Genomic DNA, 22,591 nt, shown 5'->3' on the forward strand with positions numbered 1-22,591 from the left:
CCCGTGAGCCCGTCGCGCCTGTTCATCCTGCGGCCCGTGGCCACCACGCTGTCGATGGTGGCCATCCTGATCGCGGGCTTCATCGCTTACCGCATGCTGCCGGTGTCGGCGCTGCCCGAAGTCGACTACCCCACCATCCAGGTGACCACGCTGTATCCGGGCGCCAGCCCGGACGTGATGACGTCGCTGGTGACCTCGCCGCTGGAACGGCAGTTTGGCCAGATGCCGGGCCTGAACCAGATGTCGTCGACCAGTTCGGGCGGCGCCTCGGTCATCACCATGCAGTTCAACTTGACGCTGCCGCTGGACGTGGCCGAGCAGCAGGTGCAGGCCGCCATCAACGCGGCATCCAACCTGCTGCCAAGCGACCTGCCGGTGCCGCCGACCTACAACAAGGTCAACCCGGCCGACGCGGCGGTGCTGACGCTGGCCATCACCTCGCCCACCATGCCGCTGCCGCAGGTGCGCGACCTGGTCGATACGCGGGTGGCGCAGAAGCTGTCGCAGATCCCCGGCGTGGGCCTGGTGAGCGTGGCGGGCGGGCAGCGTCCGGCCGTGCGGGTGCAGGTCAATCCGCAGGCGCTGGCGGCCAATGGCCTGGGGCTGACCGACCTGCGCGCCGCCGTGGTGGGCGCCAACGTCAACCAGCCCAAGGGCAACCTGGACGGGCCGCTGCGCTCGACCACCATCAACGCCAATGACCAGCTCAAGTCGCCCACCGACTACAACGACCTGATCATCGCCTACAAGAACAACGCGCCGCTGCGCCTGTCGGACGTGGCGCGCGCGGTCGAGGGCGCCGAGGACACGCGCCAGGCCGCCTGGGCCGGCGACAAGCCGGCCATCCTGCTGAACATCCAGCGCCAGCCCGGCGCCAACGTCATCGACGTGGTCAACCGCATCCAGGCGCTGCTGCCGCAGCTGCGCGCGGCGCTGCCGGCCACGCTGGACGTGGCGGTGGTGTCCGACCGCACGCAGACCATCCGCGATTCGGTGGCCGACGTGCAGTTCGAGATGCTGCTGGCCGTGGCGCTGGTGGTGATGGTGACCTTCGTGTTCCTGCGCAGCCTGACCGCGACGCTGATTCCCAGCGTGGTGGTGCCGCTGTCGCTGGTGGGCACCTTCGGCATCATGTACCTGGCCGGCTTCTCCATCAACAACCTGACGCTGATGGCGCTGACCATCGCCACCGGCTTCGTGGTGGACGACGCCATCGTCATGATCGAGAACATCGCCCGCCACATCGAAGAGGGCGAGACGCCGCTGCAGGCCGCGCTCAAGGGCGCGCAGCAGATCGGCTTCACGTTGATCTCGCTGACCTTCTCGCTGATCGCGGTGCTGATCCCGCTGCTGTTCATGACCGAGGTGGTGGGGCGGCTGTTCCGCGAATTCGCCATCACGCTGGCGGTGTCGATCCTGATTTCGCTGGTGGTGTCGCTGACGCTGACGCCGATGATGTGCGCGCGCCTGCTGCGCGCCGAATCCGAGCAGAAGCACGGGCGCTTTCACCAGGTCACCGGCGCCTTCATCGACCGCACCATCGCCGCCTACGACCGCATGCTGCAGAAGGTGCTGCGCCACCAGCCGCTGACGTTGCTGGTGGCCCTGGCCACTTTCGCGCTGACGGTGCTGTTGTACATCCTGGTTCCCAAGGGCTTTTTCCCGCAGCAGGATACCGGGCTGATCCAGGCCATCACGCAGGCGCCGCAGTCCATTTCGTTCACCGCCATGGCCGAGCGCCAGCAGGCGGCGGCGCGGCTGGCGCTGGAGGATCCGGACGTGCAGGCGGTGTCGTCCTTCATCGGCGTGGACGGCAGCAACGCCACCCTCAGCGCCGGCCGCATGCAGATCGCGCTCAAGCCGCAGGCCGAGCGCAACGGCGACCTGCGCACGGTCATGGCGCGGCTGCAGCAAGCCTTCGGCAAGCAGGACGGCCTGACCGTCTACATGCAGCCGGTGCAGGACCTGACCATCGAGGACCGGGTCAGCCGCACGCAGTACCAGATGACGCTGTCCAACCCGGACCTGAAGGTGCTGAGCGAATGGACGCCCAAGCTGATCGACCGGCTGCGCCAGGTGCCGGGCCTGAAGGACGTGACCGATGACCTGCAGGACGACGGCCTGCAGACCTGGGTCGAGATCGACCGCGACGCCGCCTCGCGCCTGGGCATCACCGCCTCCGTGGTGGACGAGGCGCTGTACGACGCGTTCGGCCAGCGCCTGATTTCGACCATCTTCACCCAGTCGAACCAGTACCGCGTGGTGCTGGAGGTGCAGCCGCAGTTCCAGATGAACCCGGCCGCGCTGGGGCAGATCCACGTGCCGACCTCGACCGGCGCGCAGGTGCCGCTGTCGTCCATCGCCCGCATCACCGAGGGCAAGACGGTGCTGGCGGTGAACCGGCTGGACCAGTTCCCGATGGTGACGGTGTCGTTCAACCTGGCGCCGGGCGCGTCGCTGTCGGCCGCGGTCGAGGCAATCACCGCGGCCGAGGCCGAGATCGGCATGCCGGCCAGCGTCGAGACGCGCTTCCAGGGGGCGGCGCTGGCGTTCCAGAATTCGCTGTCGAGCACGCTGTGGCTGATCCTGGCGGCCATCGTCACCATGTACATCGTGCTGGGCGTGCTGTACGAAAGCTATATCCACCCGATCACTATCCTGTCGACGCTGCCGTCGGCCGGGGTGGGGGCACTGCTGGCGCTGCTGATCAGCGGCACCGAGCTGGACATGATCGGCATCATCGGCATCATCCTGCTGATCGGCATCGTCAAGAAGAACGCCATCATGATGATCGACTTCGCGCTCGACGCCGAGCGCAAGCGCGGCCTGTCGCCGCGCGCGGCGATCCATGAGGCGGCGCTGCTGCGCTTCCGGCCGATCCTGATGACCACGCTGGCGGCGTTGTTCGGCGCGCTGCCGCTGATGCTGTCCACGGGCACCGGCGCCGAGCTGCGCCAGCCGCTGGGCCTGGTGATGGTGGGCGGCCTGCTGCTGAGCCAGGTGCTGACGCTGTTCACCACGCCCGTGATCTACCTGATGTTCGACCGCATGTCGCGGCGCTGGCGCGGCATGCGCGAGGCGCGCGCCGGGAGCGCGCCGTGATCCTGTCGGCGCCCTTCATCGTCCGGCCGGTGGCGACCACGCTGTTGTCGCTGGCGGTCGTGCTGGCGGGCATGCTGTCGTTCTTCCTGTTGCCGGTGGCGCCGCTGCCGCAGATGGACATTCCCACCATCTCGGTGTCGGCCAGCCTGCCGGGCGCCAGCCCCGAGACCATGGCGTCCAGCGTCGCCACGCCGCTGGAGCGTTCGCTGGGCAGCATCGCCGGCGTGACCGAGATGACCTCCAGCAGCTCGCAGGGCTCGACCCGCGTGACGCTGCAGTTCGACCTGTCGCGCGACATCAACGGCGCCGCGCGCGACGTGCAGGCGGCCATCAATGCCGCCCGCTCGCTGCTGCCCACCAGCCTGCGCAGCAACCCCACGTACCACAAGTCCAATCCGTCGGACGCGCCGATCATGACGCTGGCGATGACGTCCGATACGCTCAGCCAGGGCCAGATGTACGACCTGGCCTCGACCATCGTGGCGCAGAAACTGTCGCAGGTGGACGGGGTCGGCGAGGTCACGGTGGGCGGCAGTTCGCTGCCGGCGGTGCGCGTGACCGTGCTGCCGGGCGCGCTGGCCAATCGCGGCGTGTCGCTGGACGAGGTGCGCACGGCGCTGGCCAATGCCAACGCCAACCGGCCCAAGGGCGTGCTGGAGAATGACCAGTACCACTGGCAGATCATGGTCAACGACCAGCTCAGCCGCGCCGAACAATACCGGCCGCTGATCGTGGCCTGGCGCGACGGCGCGCCGGTGCGGGTGTCGGACGTGGCCAAGGTCGAGGACTCCGTCGAGGACCTGTTCCAGACCGGCTTCTACAACCAGCGCAACGCGATCCTGATGATCGTGCGGCGCCAGGCCGACGCCAACATCATCGAGACCGTGGACGCGGTGCGCGCGCAACTGCCGACGCTGCTGGCGCTGATGCCGGCCGACGTGCAGCTGACCGTGGCGCAGGACCGCACGCCCAGCATCCGCGCCTCGCTGCACGAGGCCGAGCTGACGCTGATCATCGCGGTGGGCCTGGTGGTGCTGGTGGTGTTGCTGTTCCTGCGGCGCTGGCGCGCGGCCATCATTCCCAGCGTCGCGGTGCCGGTGTCGCTGATCGGCACCTTCTGCATCATGTATCTGTGCGGGTTCACGCTCAACACCATTTCGCTGATGGCGCTGATCGTGGCCACCGGCTTCGTGGTGGACGACGCCATCGTGGTGCTGGAGAACATCATGCGCCACGTCGAGAACGGCATGTCGCCGATGCGGGCGGCGCTGCGCGGCTCGCGCGAGGTGGGCTTCACGGTGCTGTCGATGAGCCTGTCGCTGGTGGCGGTATTTATCCCGATCCTGCTGATGGGCGGGGTGGCGGGACGCCTGTTCCGGGAATTCGCGGTGACGCTGTCGGCCTCCATCATGGTGTCGCTGGTGGTGTCGCTGACGCTGACGCCGATGATGTGCGCGCGCCTGCTCAAGGCCGAGCCCAAGGAACCGAAGCCGCCCGGCCGCCTGGCGCGCTGGGCGGAACGCGGCTTCGACTGGATGCAGGACGGTTACCGCCGCAGCCTGGCCTGGGCGCTGGCGCATGGCCGCCTGATGATGCTGGTGCTGGCGGCGGCGGTCGGCCTGAACGTGTACCTGTACACCGTCGTGCCCAAGGGCTTCTTCCCGCAGCAGGACACCGGCCAGCTGCTGGGCTTTTTCCGGGTGGACCAGGGCACCTCGTTCCAGGCCACGGTGCCCAAGCTGGAGGCTTTGCGCAAGGTGGTGCTGGCCGATCCGGCGGTGCAGAGCATGACCGGTTACGCGGGCGGCCGCGGCGGCAGCAATAGCAGCTTCATGCAGATCCAGCTCAAGCCGCTGGGGGAACGCAAGGTATCGGCCGACCAGGTCATCAACCGGCTGCGGGCGCGGTTGCAGAACATGCCGGGCGCGCGCATGTTCCTGGTGGCGCAGCAGGACATCCGGGTCGGCGGCCGCCAGAGCCAGGGCTCGTATGACTACACCCTGATGTCCGGCGACCTGCAATTGCTGCGCGCCTGGATGCCCAAGGTGCAGCAGGCCATGGCGAAGGTTCCCGAGATCACCGACGTCGATACCGACGTCGAGGACAAGGGCCGCGAGATCAACCTGGTGATCGACCGCGATGCCGCCACGCGGCTGGGCGTGAGCATGGCCACCATTTCCACGGTGCTGAACAATTCCTTCAGCCAGCGGCAGGTGTCGGTGATGTACGGACCGCTGAACCAGTACCACGTGGTGCTGGGGGTGGACCAGAGGTTCGCGCAGGACATCGAGTCGCTCAAGCAGGTCGAGGTCATCACCTCGACCGGCGCGCGGGTGCCGATGGCGGCCTTCGCCCGCTTCGAGAACGCCAACGCGCCGCTGAGCGTGCAGCATCAGGGCCTGTTCGTGGCCGACACGGTGTCGTTCAGCCTGGCGCCGGGCGTGTCGCTGGGCCAGGCCACCGCCGCCATCGACGCGGCGGTGGCGCGCATCGGCCTGCCGTCGGATCAGATCCAGGCCGGCTTCCAGGGCACGGCGGCGGTGCTGCAGCAGACGCTGGCGCAGCAGCCCTGGCTGATCCTGGCGGCGCTGGTCACGATGTACATCGTGCTGGGCATCCTGTACGAGAGCTTCGTGCATCCGCTGACGATCCTGTCGACGCTGCCGTCGGCCGGGCTGGGCGCGCTGCTGGCCCTGCTGCTGGTGCGCACCGATTTCACGCTGATCGCGCTGATCGGGGTGTTCCTGCTGATCGGCATCGTCAAGAAAAACGCCATCATGATGGTGGACTTCGCGCTGGAGGCCGAGCGCAACCAGCACATGGCGCCGCGCGAAGCCATCTTCCAGGCCTGCCTGACACGGTTCCGCCCCATCATGATGACCACCATGGCCGCCATATTCGGCGCCTTGCCGCTGGTGCTGGCCACCGGCGCCGGCGTCGAGATGCGCCAGCCGCTGGGCATCACCATCGTGGGCGGGCTGGTGCTGAGCCAGATTCTCACGCTGTACACCACGCCCGTGGTCTATCTTTACCTTGACCGCTTCCGCCTCTGGGCCGCGCGCGGGCGCGCCCGGCGCGGCGGGGCCGCTTCGATAGAACAACCATGATCCGCAACGCCAAGCTTTTCCCCCATGCATTCCTGCCGCGCGCCGGCCTGACGCTGGCGCTGTGCGCGGCGCTGGCCGCCTGCGCCGTCGGCCCCGACTACCAGCGCCCCGCGCTGGACGTGGGCGCGGCCTACAAGGAAGGACAGGTCGAGGTGCCAGGCTGGAAGCGGGCCGAACCGCGCGACGACGTCGACCGCGGACAATGGTGGCGCGTCTACGACGACGCCACGCTCAACGGACTGGTGGACAACCTGAATGCGTCCAACCAGACCATCGCCCAGGCCGAGGCCAACTACCGGCAGGCGTTGGGGCTGGTGCGTGGCGCGCGCGCCGGGTTCTTCCCCACGGTGGGCGCGGGCGCCGGCCTGACGCGCTCGGGCAGCGGCGGCGGCAACGGTTCGTCGTCCTCGTCGGCCGGCGGCGGCAATGTGTCCAACCAGTACTCGCTGACCGGCAACGTCAGTTGGGAACTGGATGTGTGGGGGCGGGTGCGCCGCAGCGTCGAGTCTTCCGAGGCCAGCGCCGCGGCCAGCCTGGCTGATCTGGCCGCCACGCGCCTGAGCGCGCAGGCCGCCCTGGTGCAGGCCTATCTGCAATTGCGCGTGCTGGATGAGCAGAAGCGCCTGCTGGACGCCACCGTGGCGGCCTACGAGAAGTCGCTGCAGCTGACGCAGAACCGCTACAACGTTGGCGTGGCGGGGCAGTCGGACGTGGCGGTGGCGCGCACCCAGGTCGAAAGCACGCGCGCGCAGTCGATCGACCTGGACTGGCAGCGCGGCCAGTACGAACATGCCATCGCGGTGCTGATGGGACAGGCGCCGTCGCGCTTCAGCCTGCCGCCGGCGCCGTTCTCGCTGCAACTGCCGCAGATTCCGGTGGGCCTGCCGTCCGAGCTGCTGGAGCGCCGTCCCGACGTGGCTGCCGCCGAGCGCCGCGCCGCCGCCGCCAATGCGCAGATCGGCGTGGCGCAGGCGGCCTGGTTCCCCAGCCTGACCCTGTCCGCCGACGGGGGCTTTCGCAACGGCCAGTTCGCCGAGCTGCTGACCGCGCCGGCGCGCTTCTGGTCGCTGGGGCCGGCGCTGGCGTTGACGATTTTCGATGGCGGCGCGCGCCAGGCGCAGGTCGAGCAGGCGCGCGCATCCTACGATGCGCAGGCGGCCGCGTACCGGCAGGCGGCGCTGACAGGATTGCGCGAGGTCGAGGACTATCTGATCCAGCTGCGGGTGATGGAAAACGAACAGACGGTGCAGCGCCGCGCATTGGAATCGGCGCGCGAATCGCTGCGGCTGATGCAGAACCAGTACAAGGCCGGGCTGGTCGATTACTTGAGCGTGGCGGTGGTCGACGCCACCGCGCTCAGCAATGAGCGCAGCGCGCTCAGCCTGTACGGCAACCGCCTGATTGCCAGCGTCAACCTGATCGTCGCGCTGGGCGGAGGCTGGCAGAGCGTGGCGCGGGCCGGCGCGCAGCCGGCCAGCCAACCTTAGTAGGGATAACGCCCGACTCCTCCTTCTCCCGATTGACAAGCCGGGGCCCCGGGTTCCTAATGCGGAAAAAGTGACCGTGCGGTCACGTCGGGCGTCAGCCCACGATGCGACACCCCGCCCATGGCGAGGCCGGCCGCGTCGAACCGCGAAGTACCGATGCACCCGATTCCGTTTGATCAATCGAACACTTCACACGAAGGGGAAAGAGGATGGGCAGGTTGTTTCGTGCAGGGACCGGCGCAGCCGCGGCGTGCGCCGGCGTGATCGCGATGGCGGCAGGCATGGCCGCGCCGGCGGCCGCGGCAACGTGGCCGCAGCGGCCCATTACGCTGATCGTGCCGTTCCCGCCCGGCGGCACCACCGATATCTTCGCGCGCACCATCGCCGAGCACATGCGGCCGGCGCTGGGCCAGTCCATCGTGGTCGAGAACAAGCCGGGCGCCGCCGGCAACCTGGGCGTGGCCGCCGCGGCCCGCGCCCAGCCGGACGGCTACACCATCGTGCTGGGTTCGGTCGGCACCCAGAGCGTCAACCAGTTCCTCTACGGCAACATCGGCTTCAATCCCGCCACCGACCTGGTGCCGCTGGGCATGATCGCGTCCACGCCCAACGTGATGGCGGTCGCGGCCGGCTCGCCGTGGCGCACGCTGCAGGACGTCATGGCCGCGGTGAAGAAAGACCCGGGCAAGTATTCCTACGCCTCGCCCGGCATCGGTTCGTCGGTGCACCTGACCGGCGCCTATTTCGAGTCGATGGCCGGCCTGCAGATGCTGCACGTGCCATTCAAGGGCTCGTCGGCGGCGATTCCCGCGGTGATCGGCGGCCAGGTCGACATCCTGATGGACAACCTGCCCAGCTCGATGGCCGCGCTCAAGTCGGGCGACCGCCTGCGGGGCATCGCGGTCACGTCGGCCGAGCGCAGCCCCGCCGCGCCCGACCTGCCCACCATGGCCGAAGCCGGCCTGCCCGGTTTCGAAGTCACCGCATGGTCGGGCCTGTATGCGCCGCGCGGCACGCCGGCGCCGGTGGTCGACAAGCTGATCGCGGCGATGAAGCAGGCGCTGCAATCGCCGGCCCTGAAGCAGTCGCTGGCGCAAGGCGGCGCCACCCCGGGCAACCTGTTCGGCGCGGATCTGGCGGCCTTCGAGGTGAAGGAGCGTGACAAGTGGGGCAAGCTGATCCAGAGCCGCGGCATCAAGGCGGACTGAGGCGGCCAGGCCGGCCGCGATCTTCCGCAAGCGCCGGCCTGAAGCGCCGGCGGTGCGAGGCCGGGACGGGCCTTCAGGCGGCCAGCGCGAATGCCGCCGGATCGACGGCGGGGCGGCGCCCGCGCATCAGGTCCACCAGCATCCGAGCGCTGCCCGCTGCCAGCGTGAAACCCAGGCCGCCATGCCCGGCGTTCAGCCACAGATTGCGCCACGGCGTGGCGCCGATCAGCGGCTTGCCATCGGGACGCGCGGGGCGCAGGCCGGCCCAGGGCTGCGGCGCGCCAGCGGGATTCAGGCGCGGGAAGAAGCGCGCCACGTCCGCCTCCAGGCTGCCGGTGCGCAGCCGGTCGATGGCCGCATCGGCGGCGCCGATATCGACCATGCCCGCGACCCGCAGCCGCTGCCCCAGCCGCGCATAGACGACCTTGCGGCCGATATCGCTGATGCTCGACATCGGCGCGACGCTGTCGGGCGTCAGAGTGTAGGTCAGGCTGTAGCCCTTGAGCGGATAGATGCGCAGGTCCAGTCCGATGCGGCGCGCCAGCGCCTGGGCGCCGATGCCGCCGGCCAGCACGTAGTTGTCGGCCCGCAGCTCGCCCCGCGGCGTGTCCAGCGCGACGATGCGGCCGTTCTCGCCGCGCAGCGCCGTGACCGGCGTGTCGAAGTGAAAGTCCACCGGGCCGGGCGTGGCGCGCAGCAGCCGCTCCAGTTCCGTGCACAGGCGCAGGCAGTCGCCGGCATCCTCGGTCGGCGTGTAGATGGCGCCGGCGATGCTGGCGCCGATGTCGGCCAGCGCCGGCTCCAGGTCCAGGCAGGCCTGGCGGTCCAGCGCGCGCTGCTCGCAACCGAGCGTGGCCTGGTAGTCCATCTGCGCCAGCGCGCGGCCATAGGCGGCGGCGTCCTGGTACACCAGCAGCTTGCCGCGCGAACTGAAATCGAAATCGGGCCGCTCGCGGCCGACCAGCTCGTGCACGCACTGACGGCTGTAGAGGCCCAGCGCCAGCAGTTCGCGCGTGGTGGCGCGGCTCTTGCCGCGGGTGCAGGCGCGCAGGAAGTCCAGGCACCAGCGCCATTGCGCCGGATCCAGCCGCGGCCGCCAGCGCAGCGGCGTGTCGCGCCCCAGCAGCCAGGCCGGCAGCTTGGGCAGCACGGCGGGGTCGGCCAGCGGCGCGACGAAGCTGTAGCTGAGCTGGGCGCCGTTGGCCCGGCTGGTGGCCAGGCCCGGGCCCGGGCTGGCGTCGACCACGCTGACCCGATGGCCTTCGTGGTGCAGGTAGTAGGCGGTGGCCATGCCGACCACGCCCGCGCCGATGACGATTGTGTGCATGATGCTCCGGAAAAGGGGCGGCGCGCGCCGACGACGCCGGATGGCGGGGTTCAGGCAGCCCAGGCGGGCGTCTCGAAACCGGGCGCGGCGCGTTCCGCGCCGCGCAGCAGGCGGCCGGGCCGGGCGCCGGTGGCCGCGCCGCCTTCTTCCACCAATTGGCCGTTGACCAGCACCGCCTGGATGCCGGCGGACGGTTGCAGCGGTTCGGCGAAGGTGGCCAGGTCGGCCACCACGGCCGGGTCGAACACCACCACGTCGGCATAACAGCCGGCGCGCAGCACGCCGCGGTCGCGCAGGCCGAACTGGGCCGCCGTCAGGCTGGTCATGCGGCGGATCGCCTCTTCCATGCCCAGCACCCGCATCTCGCGCACGTAGCGCCCCAGCACCCGCGAGAACGCGCCCCACAGGCGCGGATGCGGCCGCTGGTCGTGGGGCAGGCCGTCGGAGCCGATCATCACGCTGCCATGGCCGATGACGCGCTTGACGTCGTCCTCGTCCATCGAGAAGTAGATGGCGCCGCCGGGCGACAGTTCCTCGGCCAGGCGCTGCGGATCCTTGCCCTCGCGCGCCGCCAGTTCGCGCAGGTCCACGCCCTGGATCTCGGGCCGCGTCTGCGACCAGGTGACGATGATCTTTTCGCCGGCCGGCACGCGGCGCGGCTCCAGGATGGTGGACGAGGCGGCGTAGGGGTAGACGTCCATGCCCAGCGGCTGGTCGGCGCGGGCGCGGTCGAACAGCGCCAGCGTTTCGGCGGTGCGGCCGTGGTTGTGCTTGCCGGTGACCTTGTGGTGCGACAGGATCGCCGGCACGTCGGCGGCGCGGCCGATCAGGAAGGCTTCTTCCATGGCATCGCAGACGTGGTCGGCCTCGTCGCGCAGGTGGGTGGTGTACAGGCCCTGCCAGGACGCCAGCGGCTCGGCCACCCCGATCACCTCTTCGGTGCTGGCGTGCATCGCGGTGGGGTAGTACAGGCCGGTGGACAGGCCCGCCGCGCCGGCGGCCATGGCCTGGTCCAGCGCATGGCGCATGGCGGCGATCTCGCGCTTGTCGGCGGGGCGGTCCAGGCGCTCCATGGCCGACACCCGCAGGCTGGAATGGCCCACCAGCGCCAGGCTGTTGACCGCCGCCGGGCTGGCGTCGAGGGCCGCGGCGTAGTCTTGCATGCGGGCGTACAGTTCGCCGGTGTGCTGCGCCAGCAGGTTCAATGGGGGCGGCACCGTATCGCCGGGCGCGTGCACCGGCGCCAGGCTGATGCCGCAGTTGCCGGTGATCACGGTGGTGACGCCCTGGCTGACCTTGGGCCGCATCAGCGGCGAGCCGAGCAGGGCGCGGTCATCGTGGGTGTGGCAGTCGATGAAGCCCGGCGCCACCACCCGGCCGCTCGCGTCGATGCGGCGCCGCGCCCGCCAGCCCGAGCCGTCGCCGATGGCGGCGATGCGTTCGCCGTTGATCGCCACGTCGGCGCGGCGCGCGGGGCCGCCCAGGCCGTCGGCGATCAGGCCGCCGCTGATGATGAGGTCGTATTCCTGCGGGTCGGGTTGCGCGGGCATGGGGGTGTCAGGTCTCGGTGTCGGCGGGCGGCCGGGGTTTCTTGCGGCGCGCTTCCAGGTTGGCCAGGGATTCTTGGTTGAGCGAGTCGGGAAAGCCGTGCTTGACCAGGTGTTCGAGCGCGCCATTGATGCGGTCCCAGCCTTCCTGCGTGCGCAGCGGCACGCCCAGGAAGTGGCTTTCGGTCTTGGCGCGCAGCATCAGGTACAGCACGCCCGCCAGCATCACGCTGACCACGGCGGGCGCGTCCATGTCGTCGGTCAGGCCGTCGACGCGGTCGATGAAGCCGCGCGCGGCGCGTTCGCGGCGTTCGGCCAGCGGCGCGGATACCTCGTTGCGTTCGATCAGTTCCCAGCGCCGCACCTCGCGCAGCGTCTCGTTGCCGGCCAGCGCGTCGATCTGCGCGCGCAGCATCGACAGCACCAGTTCGCCGGGGCTGCGCTGGCTGGATTCGTCGGCCGCCAGCAGGCCGGGGTTGCGGGTCCAGAAGTCCTGTTCCTGCATCCAGGCCAGCATCAGGCCGGGCATGCCGTCGAAATAGCGGTAGATCAGTTCCTTGCTGACGCCGGCGCGCTTGGCGATGGCGTTGATGCCCACGCCGCCCATGCCGGTTTCCTTGATCTGGTCTTCCAGGGCCTGCAGTATCTGGCGCTCGGTATTCTCACGTCGGGACATTGGCCGGTTCCTTCATGATGAGGAGGGAGCGGGCGGGGTCCGGCAGACCGGACACCCGACCGTCGGCCATGTCCACAACCAGTTCGCTGACGGTATGGCCGATATGCCTGCCATCTTGCCAGACTTCGCTGCCCAGGTAGACGGCATTGGCGCGCCGCCGCGTCGCCGGCAGCGACGGGTCGGCCTGTTCGATGCCGGTGACGCGCAGGCGGTCGTCCACCAGCACCCGGTCGCGCGGGCCGGCGCTGATGGCCACGGGCGCGCGCAGGCTCAGGGCGCGGTAGGCGCCGACGCCGCCGGCCAGCAGGTGCCAGGCCAGATCGGCCATGGCCTCGGCCAGGGGCGGGCAGGGGAAGATCGAATTGTGCAGGACCGCCAGCCGGCAGGCGCCGTCGTCGCGCCAGGCCTGTCCCTGGTCGGGCCGGCGCGCCACGCGGGCGCTGTTGCCCCAGGCCAGTTGGCCCGCCGCGGACAGCGCGATCAGGCCGGCGTCGACTTCCGGATGGGCCCGCAGCACCTCGGCCACGGCGACCCCCGCGGCCTCGCCCGCCGCCAGGCGTCGCAGCACGGCCTGGTTCAGCGGCACGCCGTCGGCGCCGGGCCGGTTGGGCAGGCGGTGGCCGGTCACCAGGCCGACCCCGTCGGCGCCGGGCAGGAACTGCGCCAGCGGTTCGGGGCGGTCGGGGCCGCTTTCGATCAGGGCGGCATGGCGCGCCCGCAGCCAATCCGGCGGCAGGTCCAGCGCGGTCACGCCGCCGCGCTGGACGGTCGCGTGCCGCGCGCGGCCCTGCTCGTCCAGCACCGCGAACACGGCGAAGCCGCCGATGGCGCCGTGCCCCAGCAGCTCGGCGCCCAGGGCGGCGGCGCGTACCGCCGCGCCGGCGTTCGGTCCGTAAGCCGCGATGCCGATGGTCATGCCTGGTTCCTAGTCCGTGTTGCTCGTCACGGGATCGACGATGTTCAGGTTGGTGATGAAGCGCTGGAACAGCATGGCCAGCGCCAGCGGCGGCAGGGCGGCCAGCATGCTGGCGGCGGCGAACAGCCCCAGGTCGGCGCGAAAGCCCGGCATCAGCGGCGACAGGCCCAGCAGCGCCGCCGACAGCGTCTGCGCCGAGGTGCCGCCGGTCAGCACGATGGCGAACAGCAGGTCGTTCCAGCCCACCAGGAAGGCGATGATGAAGGCCGCCGCGATGCCCGGCAGCGCCATCGGCAGCGTCACGTGCCGCAGCATCTGCCAGCGGGTGCAGCCGTCCATGCGCGCGGCCCGTTCGATCTCGACCGGCAGCGAGGCGAAATAGCCCATCAGCACCCACGACAGCAGCGGGATCACGGCGGTCAGGTAGACGATCCACAGCCCGAACAGGCTGCCGGCCAGGCCGATGGCGGCGAAGAACACGTAGTAAGGAATCAGCAGCGCGATCGGCGGCAGCGTGCGCGAGGCCAGCAGCACGTACAGCAGCGGTCCCTTGAACGGAAACTCGAAGCGCCCCAGCACATAGCCGGCCAGCGTGGCGATGGCGGTGCCGGCGGCCGCGGCCGGCAGCGCCACCAGCGCGCTGTTGACGAAGCCGGCCATGATGGCGCGGGTCTGGCCGCCGAAGATCGAATCGGAACTGGACAGGCCCAGCACCCGCAGGTAGTTCTCGAAGGTGTAGCCGCCCGCATGGTGCGCCACGCCCATGATGATGGCCGACTCGTCCATGAACGAGGCCTTCAGCGTCCAGTACAGCGGGAACAGGCACCAGAACGCCACCAGGGCCACGCCCGCGCCCACCAGCCAGGGGCGCCAGCCTTCGCCGGCCACGCGGGCCGCGTCATTGCGCATGGTTGCCTCCTTGCGGGCGCTTCTTGCGGATCAGCATGAAGTAGGCGGTGGCCAGCAGCAGCGACAGCACCGTCAGCAGGAACGCGGCGGCCGAGGCCAGGCCGTACTTCGAGAACTCGAAGTTGTAGCGGAAGATCAGCAGCGGCAGGATCTGCGTGGACGTGCCGGGCCCGCCGCGCGTCAGCGAGAACAGCAGGTCGAACTGGCGCACGGCCTCCACCGTCATCACCACCAGCACGATCAGCGTGGTGTGCTTCAGGTGCGGCAGCGTGATGTGGCGAAAGCGCGCCAGCGGACCGGCGCCGTCCACCCGCGCGGCGCGGTACAGGTCGCGCGGAATGGTCTGCAGCGCCGCCAGGTAGAAGAAGCTGCCCAGCGGCGCGACGTGCCAGACGAAGGCCAGCGCCACCCAGAACAGGGCCCAGTCGCTGCTCAGCCACACCGTGCCCGGCCCGGCCAGTCCGAGCGGCGCCAGCAGTCCCGTGAGCGCGCCGAAGCTGGGGTTGAGCAGGAACGAGAACACCGTCGCCGTCACCACCTGCGACATGGCCCACGGCAGCAACGCCAGGCCGCGCACCAGGCCGCGCAGCGGCATGTCCTCGTTCAGTACCAGGGCGATGCCCAGCGCTGCCACGAACGAGCCGGCCACGCACATCGCCACGAAGCCCAGGCTGCGCCAGATGGCGTCGGTGACGGCGCTGTCGGACAGCACCTCGGCATACAGGTCGGCGCCGACGAATTCCTGGGTCCGCAGTATCGCGTTGGTGTCGTGCAGGCTGAGCCAGAATGAATAGCCCAGCGGCACGCCGATGATGAGGGTGTTGAGCGCGTACACCGCGATGATCACCGTGAGCGCGAAGCCCAGGTCCGACATCTCCTTGCCGCCGCGCGCGGGCAGCGGCAGGGACGCGCGCGGCAGGCTGGCGGCGCTCATGCGCGCGGCTCCTCGCCGCCATGGACCCGCAGGCCGGCGGCGTCGAACAGGTAGAGGCGGGCCGCGGGCAGCGCCAGCGCGATCGGCGCGCCGACTTCGTAGCGCCGTTCCGGCGACAGGCGGGCGCGCAGGCGCGGGCCGTCCTCGCCGGCGGTGATGACGTCGACGAACTGGTCCGATCCGACCGGCTCCACCGCCCACACCTGGCCTTGCAGCAGCAAGCCGTCGCCGGCCAGCGGCGCCGGCGCCATGGCCTCGGGGCGGATGCCGATCGCCGCCTGGCTGCCCGCCGGCAGCCGGCGCGCGGCGGCCGCCAGCGCGGCGGGCAGCGGATAGGCGCCGCCCGCGGTGCGCAGCGCCGGCGCGCCGTCTTGCGCTTCCAGCGTGCCGCGCAGGAAGTTCATGCCGGGGTTGCCGATGAAGTCCGCCACTTCCATGGTCGCGGGGCGACGGTAGATGGTGTCCGGGTCGGCGAACTGCAGCAGGTTGCCGCCCGACATGACGGCGATGCGGTCCGCCAGCGTCATGGCCTCGACCTGGTCGTGGGTGACGTAGATGAAGGTCGCGTTCAGGCTGCGATGCAGGCGCTTGAGCTCGACCCGCATGTCGGTGCGCAGCTTGGCGTCCAGGCTGGACAGCGGCTCGTCGAACAGGAACAGGTCGGGGTCGCGCACCACCGCGCGGCCGATGGCCACGCGCTGGCGCTGCCCGCCCGACAGCTGGTAGGGCTTGCGGTCCAGCATCGATTCGACCCGCAGCAGCGCGGCCGCCCGCTCGACCTTGCCGCGCACTTCGGCGGCCGGCAGCTTCTGCATGCGCAGCGGAAAGCCGATGTTCTCGCGCACCGTCATGTGCGGATACAGCGCGATGCTCTGGAACACCATGGCCACGTTGCGCCGGTGCGGCGGCACCTGGTCCACGCGCCGGTCGTCGATGCGGATCTGGCCGCCGGTGGGCGTGTCCAGGCCGGCGATCATGTTCAGCGTGGTGGTCTTGCCGCAGCCCGACGGCCCCAGCAGCACCACGAATTCGCCGTCGCGGATGTCCAGGTCGAGCGAGCGCACCGCCTGGAAGTGGGTGTATGACTTCTCGATGCCTTGCAGGGAGACGCTGGCCATGTCATCAGCTCCGCTTGAGGATCTTGGCGTACTTCTTGTACAGGCCGTCCCAGCGCGCGCGCAGCTCGGTGGCCACTTGCGCGGGCGTGCGGGTGCCCTTGATCAGCATGTCCTGCGCGATCATCTCATGCATGCCGGTATCCCATTCCTGGTACCAGGGGGCCTTCAGGATATTGGCGGCCACGGCCTTCTCGCGCCCCTCGAACAGCCATTGGTAGACCTGCTCCCGATGCGCCGGGTACATCCATTTCATGATGGCGGCGCGGCTTTCGGGATCGCGGTAAAGCTCGGGAAAGGGCACTTCCAGGTTGGCCTTGGCGATCCAGTTCTTGTGCGTGGTCAGTTGCCCGGCGCGGTCGCGGTAGCCGAAGTACTTCACCAGTTCCCACAGCGCGGCCTGCTCGGCGTCGCTGCGCTTGCGTGTCGACATGCACAACAGCGCATGCCCCACCAGCACGGTGTCGTGGGTGGCGCCCGGCACCACCGGGTTGTAGCTGGAGTATTCGGCGATCTGGCTCTTGGCGGGATCGTTGTAGTTGAAGCTGTAGTAATCGATGTTCAGGTGGAAGGCGTGCTGGCCCTTCATCCAGGAGCTGGAGGTCTCGGTGCCCGACCACGTCAGCACGGCGCGCTGCACCAGTTCATCGTCCCACCAGCGCTTCCAGTCGCTCAGCACCTTGGTCAGCGGCGTGTCGGGGCCGAAGGTCGCGCGCAGCTCGCCGTCGACGAAGCGCTCGCCCTCGGCGAAGCATTGCGCGATCAGGGCCCATGGCAGGCCGGTCCAGGCGTTGTACCAGGGCATCAGCATCGGGTGCTGCGCCAACCCTTTTTGCTTGATTTCGCGCGCCTGCTTTTCGACCGTGGCCCAGTCCCGCGGGTAGTCGGCGGCGTTGGCGGTGCCCCCGTAGCCCGCCTCGCCCAGCATCTTCTCGTTGCGGAACAGCGCGTAGGGGCCGCCGTTGTAATAGGTCAGGCCGAGGTAGCGGCCGTCGGTGGCCTTGGCGTCCTCGACGATGCCGGGGAACATCTGCTTCTGGATGTCCGCCAGCCCGGGCATGTCGTCGATCGGGCGGATCCAGCCGGCCGCGTACCAGCGCGAGGCCTGGCCGCGCTGCGCATAGAACATGTCCAGCGGCGCCTTGGCGGCCAGTTGGGTTTCCAGCACGGCGGCGTAGTCGCCGGGAATCGGCGACAGATTCACCGGCACGCCGCTTTCCTGCGTGAAGCGGGCGGCGCCCTGTTGCACGATCTCGCTGCCCCAGGGCCAGAAGGCGAAGGTCAGCGGCGAGGCGGCCTGTGCCAGCGCCCGCAGGGGCCAGCCGCCGGCCGCCAGCCCGGCCGCGCCGGCCAGGCCCGCGGCGCCGCGCAGGATGAAGTCGCGACGCTGGGCGTCGGCCGGAACCGGGTTGGGGCGGCCATCGGGATGGAGGGGCTGGGGCATGCTGGACTTCCTTGTGGTGGGATCGACGACAAAGAAACGGTGCAGCAAAAGCGATGAAGCGGGATGGCGGCGCGATGGCGCCAGCGAGCGGGCGTCGGGATGTTGAACCCGTTGCTCCGCCTCGCGTTCGACGAGCTGGCCATCCGAAGTGACCATGTGGTCACATCAGTAGCGAAGATAGGACCTGGCCACCTTTCGCGGCAAGGGGGGAGTTTCCCTAGGACGTAAAAAACCGGCGCGGCGCGCCGGTCATGGGCAGGGCGGCGGACCGGCGATCCTGCCTGCGCCGTCCGCGTCAGATCAGGCCGCGAATGCCGGCGATGCCGTGCGCGCCGTGGCGCAGGGCCTGCGAGACGGTCTGAGTGGATTGCCCGCCGAGCGCGAAGACCGGGATGCCGGCGTCGCGGTTGCCGGCGACGAAGCCGTCCCAGCCCAGCGTCGGCGCGCCGGGGTGAGAGGGCGTGTCCAGCACCGGGCCGAGCACGGCGAAGTCCGCGCCCAGCTCGCGCGCATGCACCACCTGGGCGTTGTCGTGCGCCGAGACGCCGACCAGGGCGCCTGCCCGCAATTCGGGGCGCGAGGTCAGCCTTGCGGCGTCGGCGCTGCGCAGGTGCACGCCGTCGGCCTCGCGCCACCAGGCGGCCGGATGGGCGCTGTTGACCAGCACGCGGGCGCCGGCGGCACGGCAGCGCTTGACGATCTGCTGCAGCGCCTCGTGCAGCGAGGCCGAGGCCGGGCCGTCGGGCCACTGCGGTTCACGCAGTTGCACCAGCCTGACGCCCCGCGCCAGCGCCGCGTCCAGCCGGCCCAGGAACGCCGACAGGCCGGCGCGCGAGCCGATCGAACTGATGCCATAGGCGGTCGGCAGCTGCAGCCAGCGCAGCGGCGGCAGGGTGGCGGGCAGCAGGTCGCCGACGGACGCGGCGTTGGCCGGGTCGACCCATTCCAGGCGCTGGTTCTCCAGGCTGCGCGGCTCGCCTTCCCAGCCGGTGACGTGGCAGAACGCCAGGCGCACCGTGGTGTGCGGGTAGGCGTGCACGTAGGTCACCCACGGGCGAGATTGCGTCACGCGGATGCCGATCTCTTCCTGCAGCTCGCGCGCCAGCGCCTGCAGCACGGTCTCGCCGGGTTCGAGCTTGCCGCCGGGCAGCTCCCACCAGCCCGACCAGGGCTTGCCTTCGGGGCGTTGCCCCAGCAACAGCATGCCGTCCGGACGCAGGATCAGGCCGGCGGCGACATCGATGATTTTGTCAGACATGGCGGGCAGCCCAGTCACGGGCGAATTGATAGGCGACGCGTCCCGAGCGCGAACCGCGCTCGATCGTCCACTGCAAGGCCTCGGTGCGCGAGGGCTCGATCTGCGCTTCGGGGCAGCCCAGCTCGCGCAGCCAGTGGTAGACGATATCGAGGTAGTCGTCCTGCTTGAAGGGATAGAACGACAGCCACAGGCCGAAGCGCTCGGACAGCGAGATCTTCTCCTCGACGGTTTCGCCGGGGTGGATCTCGCCGTCGGGCTGGTGTTTGGCCTGCAGGTTTTCGCTCATGTATTCCGGCATCAGGTGGCGCCGGTTGGAGGTGGCGTAGATCAGCACGTTGTCGCCCGAGGCGGCCACCGAGCCGTCCAGCACGGACTTGAGCGCCTTGTAGCCGGCCTCGCCTTCCTCGAACGACAGGTCGTCGCAGAACACGATGAAGCGCTCGGGGCGCGCGGCCACCAGTTCGACGATGTCGGCCAGGTCGCCCAGGTCGGACTTGTCGACCTCGATCAGGCGCAGGCCGCGGTCGCCGTAGGCCGCCAGCATGGCCTTGACCAGCGAGCTCTTGCCGGTGCCGCGGGCGCCGGTCATGAGCACGTTGTTGGCGGGCTTCTTCTCGATGAACTGCACGGTGTTGCGGTCGATGATGCCCTTCTGGCGCTCGATGTGCTGCAGGTCTTCGAGTTCGATGCGGGCCACGTGGCGCACGGCGTCGAGCCAGCCGCGCGAACCGCGCTTGCGCCAGCGGAACGCGTGGGCGTTCCAGTCGATGTCGGGAGGGGCGGGCGGCAGCCAGGCTTCGAGCTGGGCCAGGACGCGCTCGGCGCGCTGGATGAGGGTGGTGAATTCGGTCGCGGTCACGGTGTGATCCTGGAAGAGCGAACGGGCGGGCCCGGCACCGGGCCCGCGTCGCATTCGCGGGCATCGTCGGAAGAAGAGGGCGCGTATCCCGCCGCAAGGCGTCGTGGGGACGCGCGCCGCTCAACGGTTGTCACCTGCCGGGGACCGCGGTGGTGCCACGGATTCCCCGGGGGCAGTGACCGGCGATGGGTAAGGCGCAGCCACTGGATTTCATTGCTGCCGCCATCCCGCGAGGCCCGGCGCGCAACTGAACGCCGTCGCTTCGCGCCCGGGGTCAGCCGGGCGGATGGCGGGTCTTGATCAGGAACGGTAGTCGGCGTTGATCGACACGTACTCGTGCGAGAAATCGCAGGTGTAGACGGTGTCGCTGACCTGGCCGCGGCCCAGCGCGATGCGCACGGTGATCTCGGCCTGCTTCATCACGCGCTGGCCATCGGCCTCCTGGTAGGCCGGGTTGCGGCCGCCGTCCTTGGCCACCAGCACGTCGTCGAGCCACAGGCGGATCTTCGACACGTCCAGGTCGTCGATGCCGGCATAGCCCACGGCGGCCAGGATGCGGCCCAGGTTGGGGTCCGAGGCGAAGAAGGCGGTCTTGACCAGCGGCGAATGGGCCACGGCGTAGGCCACCTTGAGGGCTTCCTCGGTGTTGCCGGCCTCTTCCACGCGGATGGTCATGAACTTGGTGGCGCCTTCGGCGTCGCGCACGATCTTCTGCGCCAGTTCCAGCGCGGCGGCGGTCAGGGCCTCGCGCACGGCGGCGTAGGCGGCGTCGGATTCGGCATTGACCTCGACGCCCGACTTGCCGGTGGCGACGATGATGAACGAGTCATTGGTGGAGGTGTCGCCGTCCACGGTGATGCGGTTGAACGAGGCGTCGGCGATCTCGACCGCCAGCTTGCGCAAGAGCGGCTGGGCGATGCCGGCGTCGGTGGCCAGGAAGCTCAGCATGGTCGCCATGTTGGGGCGGATCATGCCGGCGCCCTTGCTGATGCCGGTGAAGGTGACGGTCTTGCCGCCGATCTGGACGCGGCGCGACGAGATCTTGGGCAGCGTGTCGGTGGTCATGATGCCGTGCGCGGCGCTGGACCAATGGTCGGCGCCCAGGTTGGCGATGGCGCCCGGCAGGCCGGCGAACAGGCGGTCCAGCGGCAGCGGCTCCAGGATCACGCCGGTCGAGAACGGCAGCACCTGGGCGGCGGGCACGCCCAGCAGGCGGCCGAGTTCGGCGCAGGTGTCCTGGGCCTTCTTCAGGCCCTCGGCGCCGGTGCCGGCGTTGGCGTTGCCGGTGTTGATGACCAGCGCGCGGATCGGGCCGCCGTCGGCCAGGTGGGCCTGGCAGACCTGCACGGGGGCGGCGCAGAAGCGGTTGCGGGTGAACACGCCGGCCACGCTGCTGCCTTCGGCCAGGCGGAATACGGTCAGGTCGCGTCGGTTGGCTTTGCGGATGCCGGCCTCGGTGACGCCGATTTCAACGCCGGCAACAGGGAAAATTTCGGACTCGGAGGGGATCTGCAGGTTAACGGCCATGACTTCGTCTCATGAATGAGCAGGACGGAATCGCCGCCAGGGCAAGGCGGCGCGCGGGGGAAAGCTTCGTATTATCCCACTGCTTTGCGACAGCCGGCCGCGGCCGCCCGAAAGCCGGCTGTCAGGGGGCGGTGCGCATGGCGGCCACGTCCAGCACGCCGGCCTCGCGGTTGGACAGGATGGCGCGCACGCGGCCGTCCGGCGCCTGCAGCACCGACATGCCGGCCGCGATTTCCTTGCCGTCGGCCTGGCGCGCCGAGCGCCCGCGCGAGGGCGAGAACAGCAGGTCGCCGGGCTGCACGCCGGGCACCCGCGGGCCGGCCGTCAGCATGCGGGTGCCGGTGGGGTAGGTGATGCCGCCCAGCGCGCTTTCGCGGCCCAGCAGGCCCTCGAACGCCAGCAGGCGGCGCTGGGCATCCAGGGTCATGTCGACTTTCAATAGCGGCATGCCGGCCACCGTCAGCGGTTCGCTGCCTTCGGCGCGCAGCAGCCAGCGGGGCGCGGGGCTGGCGGGATCGGGGGCGCTGCCGCGCGCCGCCTCGTCGACCTTGAGCCAGGCGCCGGGCGGAACCGGCTGCTGGTTCAAGCTGTTGCCGATGGCCAGGTGGCAGCTGGAAAAGCGCGGCTGGCCGCCTTGCATGACGAATTCGACCCGGTGCCCGTGGGCGCAGAGCCAGCCGTCCAGGGCCTGGTCGCGGTCGATCTCGACGGACAGGCTCTCGGGCTGGCGGCTGGTGGCCGGGTAATGGAACAGGCGGGTGGCGCGCACGCCCTGCACGGTCGCCGGCTGGCCGTCCGGGAAGGTGGCGCGGTCGAACGAGGCCGGGTCGCCGGGCGTGGCCAGCCGCAGCGCCGTGCCGGTCGGCATGTCGACGCCGGCCAGCCGGGTGGGCTGGGCCAGCACCAGGTTCAGGCTGGCGCCCAGGCGCGCGTCGCGCTGGGCGGCCAGCCACTGGCCCAGTTGCTGGTAGGGAAAGATGCCGCCGACCAGGGCCAGCAGCGCCATCAGGATCGTGCCGCCGCGGCGATGGTCGCCCAGCCAGAGGCGGGCGCCGCGGCTGGTGGCCAGGACGGCCAGCCAGGTCAGCAGCGTGGACAGGCAGGCCAGCGAGACCGCCATCAGCACGTAATAATTACCGCCAGGGAGAGATACCGGAATCATGGCGGCAATTATG

At 70.1% G+C, this 22,591-nt stretch carries 16 protein-coding genes; 4 read left to right on the plus strand and 12 right to left on the minus strand.

The annotated features are described in order from the left end of the window. Positions 1-3 precede the first annotated feature (3 nt). The 4 genes from ACVN9Z_RS09915 to ACVN9Z_RS09930 all read left to right on the plus strand — a co-directional run bounded on the left by ACVN9Z_RS09915 (position 4) and on the right by ACVN9Z_RS09930 (position 8,904). Positions 4-3,102, plus strand: a complete 3,099-nt coding sequence (locus tag ACVN9Z_RS09915; RefSeq protein ID WP_006386943.1) for an MdtB/MuxB family multidrug efflux RND transporter permease subunit — start codon at positions 4-6, stop codon at positions 3,100-3,102. Further along, positions 3,099-6,209, plus strand: coding sequence for a multidrug efflux RND transporter permease subunit (locus ACVN9Z_RS09920; RefSeq protein ID WP_024067634.1), 3,111 nt, complete (start codon positions 3,099-3,101; stop codon positions 6,207-6,209). The genes ACVN9Z_RS09915 and ACVN9Z_RS09920 overlap by 4 nt, the downstream gene beginning before the upstream one ends. Next, positions 6,206-7,696 carry an efflux transporter outer membrane subunit gene (locus ACVN9Z_RS09925; RefSeq protein WP_458213359.1) on the plus strand — a complete coding sequence of 497 codons (1,491 nt, stop codon included), beginning with the start codon at positions 6,206-6,208 and terminating at the stop codon, positions 7,694-7,696. The genes ACVN9Z_RS09920 and ACVN9Z_RS09925 overlap by 4 nt, the downstream gene beginning before the upstream one ends. Before the next feature lie 209 nt (positions 7,697-7,905). After that, positions 7,906-8,904: a Bug family tripartite tricarboxylate transporter substrate binding protein gene (locus tag ACVN9Z_RS09930; RefSeq protein ID WP_054483580.1), complete on the plus strand. Its 999-nt coding sequence runs from the start codon at positions 7,906-7,908 to the stop codon at positions 8,902-8,904. A gap of 73 nt (positions 8,905-8,977) precedes the next feature. Here ACVN9Z_RS09930 and ACVN9Z_RS09935 read toward each other — a convergent pair whose 3' ends face one another. The 12 genes from ACVN9Z_RS09935 to ACVN9Z_RS09990 all read right to left on the minus strand — a co-directional run bounded on the left by ACVN9Z_RS09935 (position 8,978) and on the right by ACVN9Z_RS09990 (position 22,578). Beyond that, entirely contained in the window at positions 8,978-10,231 is a 1,254-nt protein-coding gene (locus ACVN9Z_RS09935) for a D-amino acid dehydrogenase (protein WP_070541084.1), read from the minus strand. A 50-nt stretch (positions 10,232-10,281) separates the two neighbouring features. Continuing rightward, positions 10,282-11,781: an N-acyl-D-amino-acid deacylase family protein gene (locus ACVN9Z_RS09940; RefSeq protein ID WP_054498461.1), complete on the minus strand. Its 1,500-nt coding sequence runs from the start codon at positions 11,779-11,781 to the stop codon at positions 10,282-10,284. A gap of 7 nt (positions 11,782-11,788) precedes the next feature. Then, complete coding sequence (locus tag ACVN9Z_RS09945; protein ID WP_024067639.1) at positions 11,789-12,454, minus strand: TetR/AcrR family transcriptional regulator; 666 nt, start codon at positions 12,452-12,454, stop codon at positions 11,789-11,791. Then, positions 12,441-13,370 carry a DUF6963 family protein gene (locus ACVN9Z_RS09950; RefSeq protein WP_054483583.1) on the minus strand — a complete coding sequence of 310 codons (930 nt, stop codon included), beginning with the start codon at positions 13,368-13,370 and terminating at the stop codon, positions 12,441-12,443. The genes ACVN9Z_RS09945 and ACVN9Z_RS09950 overlap by 14 nt, the downstream gene beginning before the upstream one ends. 9 nt (positions 13,371-13,379) lie before the next feature. After that, entirely contained in the window at positions 13,380-14,279 is a 900-nt protein-coding gene (locus ACVN9Z_RS09955) for a carbohydrate ABC transporter permease (protein WP_006388536.1), read from the minus strand. Then, positions 14,269-15,213: a carbohydrate ABC transporter permease gene (locus ACVN9Z_RS09960; RefSeq protein ID WP_024067641.1), complete on the minus strand. Its 945-nt coding sequence runs from the start codon at positions 15,211-15,213 to the stop codon at positions 14,269-14,271. Before ACVN9Z_RS09960 ends, ACVN9Z_RS09955 begins: the two co-directional genes overlap by 11 nt. After that, a complete protein-coding gene (locus tag ACVN9Z_RS09965) occupies positions 15,210-16,331 on the minus strand; it encodes an ABC transporter ATP-binding protein (protein WP_038502784.1) in 1,122 nt (373 codons plus the stop codon). The genes ACVN9Z_RS09960 and ACVN9Z_RS09965 overlap by 4 nt, the downstream gene beginning before the upstream one ends. A gap of 4 nt (positions 16,332-16,335) precedes the next feature. Then, positions 16,336-17,772, minus strand: a complete 1,437-nt coding sequence (locus tag ACVN9Z_RS09970) for an ABC transporter substrate-binding protein (RefSeq protein WP_024067643.1) — start codon at positions 17,770-17,772, stop codon at positions 16,336-16,338. 295 nt (positions 17,773-18,067) lie between these two features. After that, on the minus strand, positions 18,068-19,030 hold the full coding sequence (locus ACVN9Z_RS09975; RefSeq protein WP_024067644.1) for a Nudix family hydrolase: 963 nt from the start codon (positions 19,028-19,030) through the stop codon (positions 18,068-18,070). After that, complete coding sequence (locus ACVN9Z_RS09980) at positions 19,023-19,889, minus strand: ATP-binding protein (RefSeq protein ID WP_006388541.1); 867 nt, start codon at positions 19,887-19,889, stop codon at positions 19,023-19,025. The genes ACVN9Z_RS09975 and ACVN9Z_RS09980 overlap by 8 nt, the downstream gene beginning before the upstream one ends. A 300-nt stretch (positions 19,890-20,189) precedes the next feature. Then, a complete protein-coding gene (gene argJ / locus ACVN9Z_RS09985; protein WP_024067645.1) occupies positions 20,190-21,416 on the minus strand; it encodes a bifunctional glutamate N-acetyltransferase/amino-acid acetyltransferase ArgJ in 1,227 nt (408 codons plus the stop codon). Positions 21,417-21,537: 121 nt separating this feature from the next. Beyond that, on the minus strand, positions 21,538-22,578 hold the full coding sequence (locus ACVN9Z_RS09990; protein WP_053498939.1) for a hypothetical protein: 1,041 nt from the start codon (positions 22,576-22,578) through the stop codon (positions 21,538-21,540). Positions 22,579-22,591 lie beyond the last annotated feature (13 nt).

It is taken from the genome of Achromobacter sp. KK8 (genome assembly GCF_054188005.1).

Coding starts and splice junctions, on each gene's coding strand:
- ACVN9Z_RS09925 (WP_458213359.1), top strand. CDS start 6,206: ATGATCCGCAACGCCAAGCTTTTCCCCCATGCATTCCTGCCGCGCGCC.
- ACVN9Z_RS09930 (WP_054483580.1), top strand. CDS start 7,906: ATGGGCAGGTTGTTTCGTGCAGGGACCGGCGCAGCCGCGGCGTGCGCC.
- ACVN9Z_RS09935 (WP_070541084.1), bottom strand. CDS start 10,231: ATGCACACAATCGTCATCGGCGCGGGCGTGGTCGGCATGGCCACCGCC.
- ACVN9Z_RS09940 (WP_054498461.1), bottom strand. CDS start 11,781: ATGCCCGCGCAACCCGACCCGCAGGAATACGACCTCATCATCAGCGGC.
- ACVN9Z_RS09945 (WP_024067639.1), bottom strand. CDS start 12,454: ATGTCCCGACGTGAGAATACCGAGCGCCAGATACTGCAGGCCCTGGAA.
- ACVN9Z_RS09950 (WP_054483583.1), bottom strand. CDS start 13,370: ATGACCATCGGCATCGCGGCTTACGGACCGAACGCCGGCGCGGCGGTA.
- ACVN9Z_RS09955 (WP_006388536.1), bottom strand. CDS start 14,279: ATGCGCAATGACGCGGCCCGCGTGGCCGGCGAAGGCTGGCGCCCCTGG.
- ACVN9Z_RS09960 (WP_024067641.1), bottom strand. CDS start 15,213: ATGAGCGCCGCCAGCCTGCCGCGCGCGTCCCTGCCGCTGCCCGCGCGC.
- ACVN9Z_RS09965 (WP_038502784.1), bottom strand. CDS start 16,331: ATGGCCAGCGTCTCCCTGCAAGGCATCGAGAAGTCATACACCCACTTC.
- ACVN9Z_RS09970 (WP_024067643.1), bottom strand. CDS start 17,772: ATGCCCCAGCCCCTCCATCCCGATGGCCGCCCCAACCCGGTTCCGGCC.
- ACVN9Z_RS09975 (WP_024067644.1), bottom strand. CDS start 19,030: ATGTCTGACAAAATCATCGATGTCGCCGCCGGCCTGATCCTGCGTCCG.
- argJ (WP_024067645.1), bottom strand. CDS start 21,416: ATGGCCGTTAACCTGCAGATCCCCTCCGAGTCCGAAATTTTCCCTGTT.
- ACVN9Z_RS09990 (WP_053498939.1), bottom strand. CDS start 22,578: ATGATTCCGGTATCTCTCCCTGGCGGTAATTATTACGTGCTGATGGCG.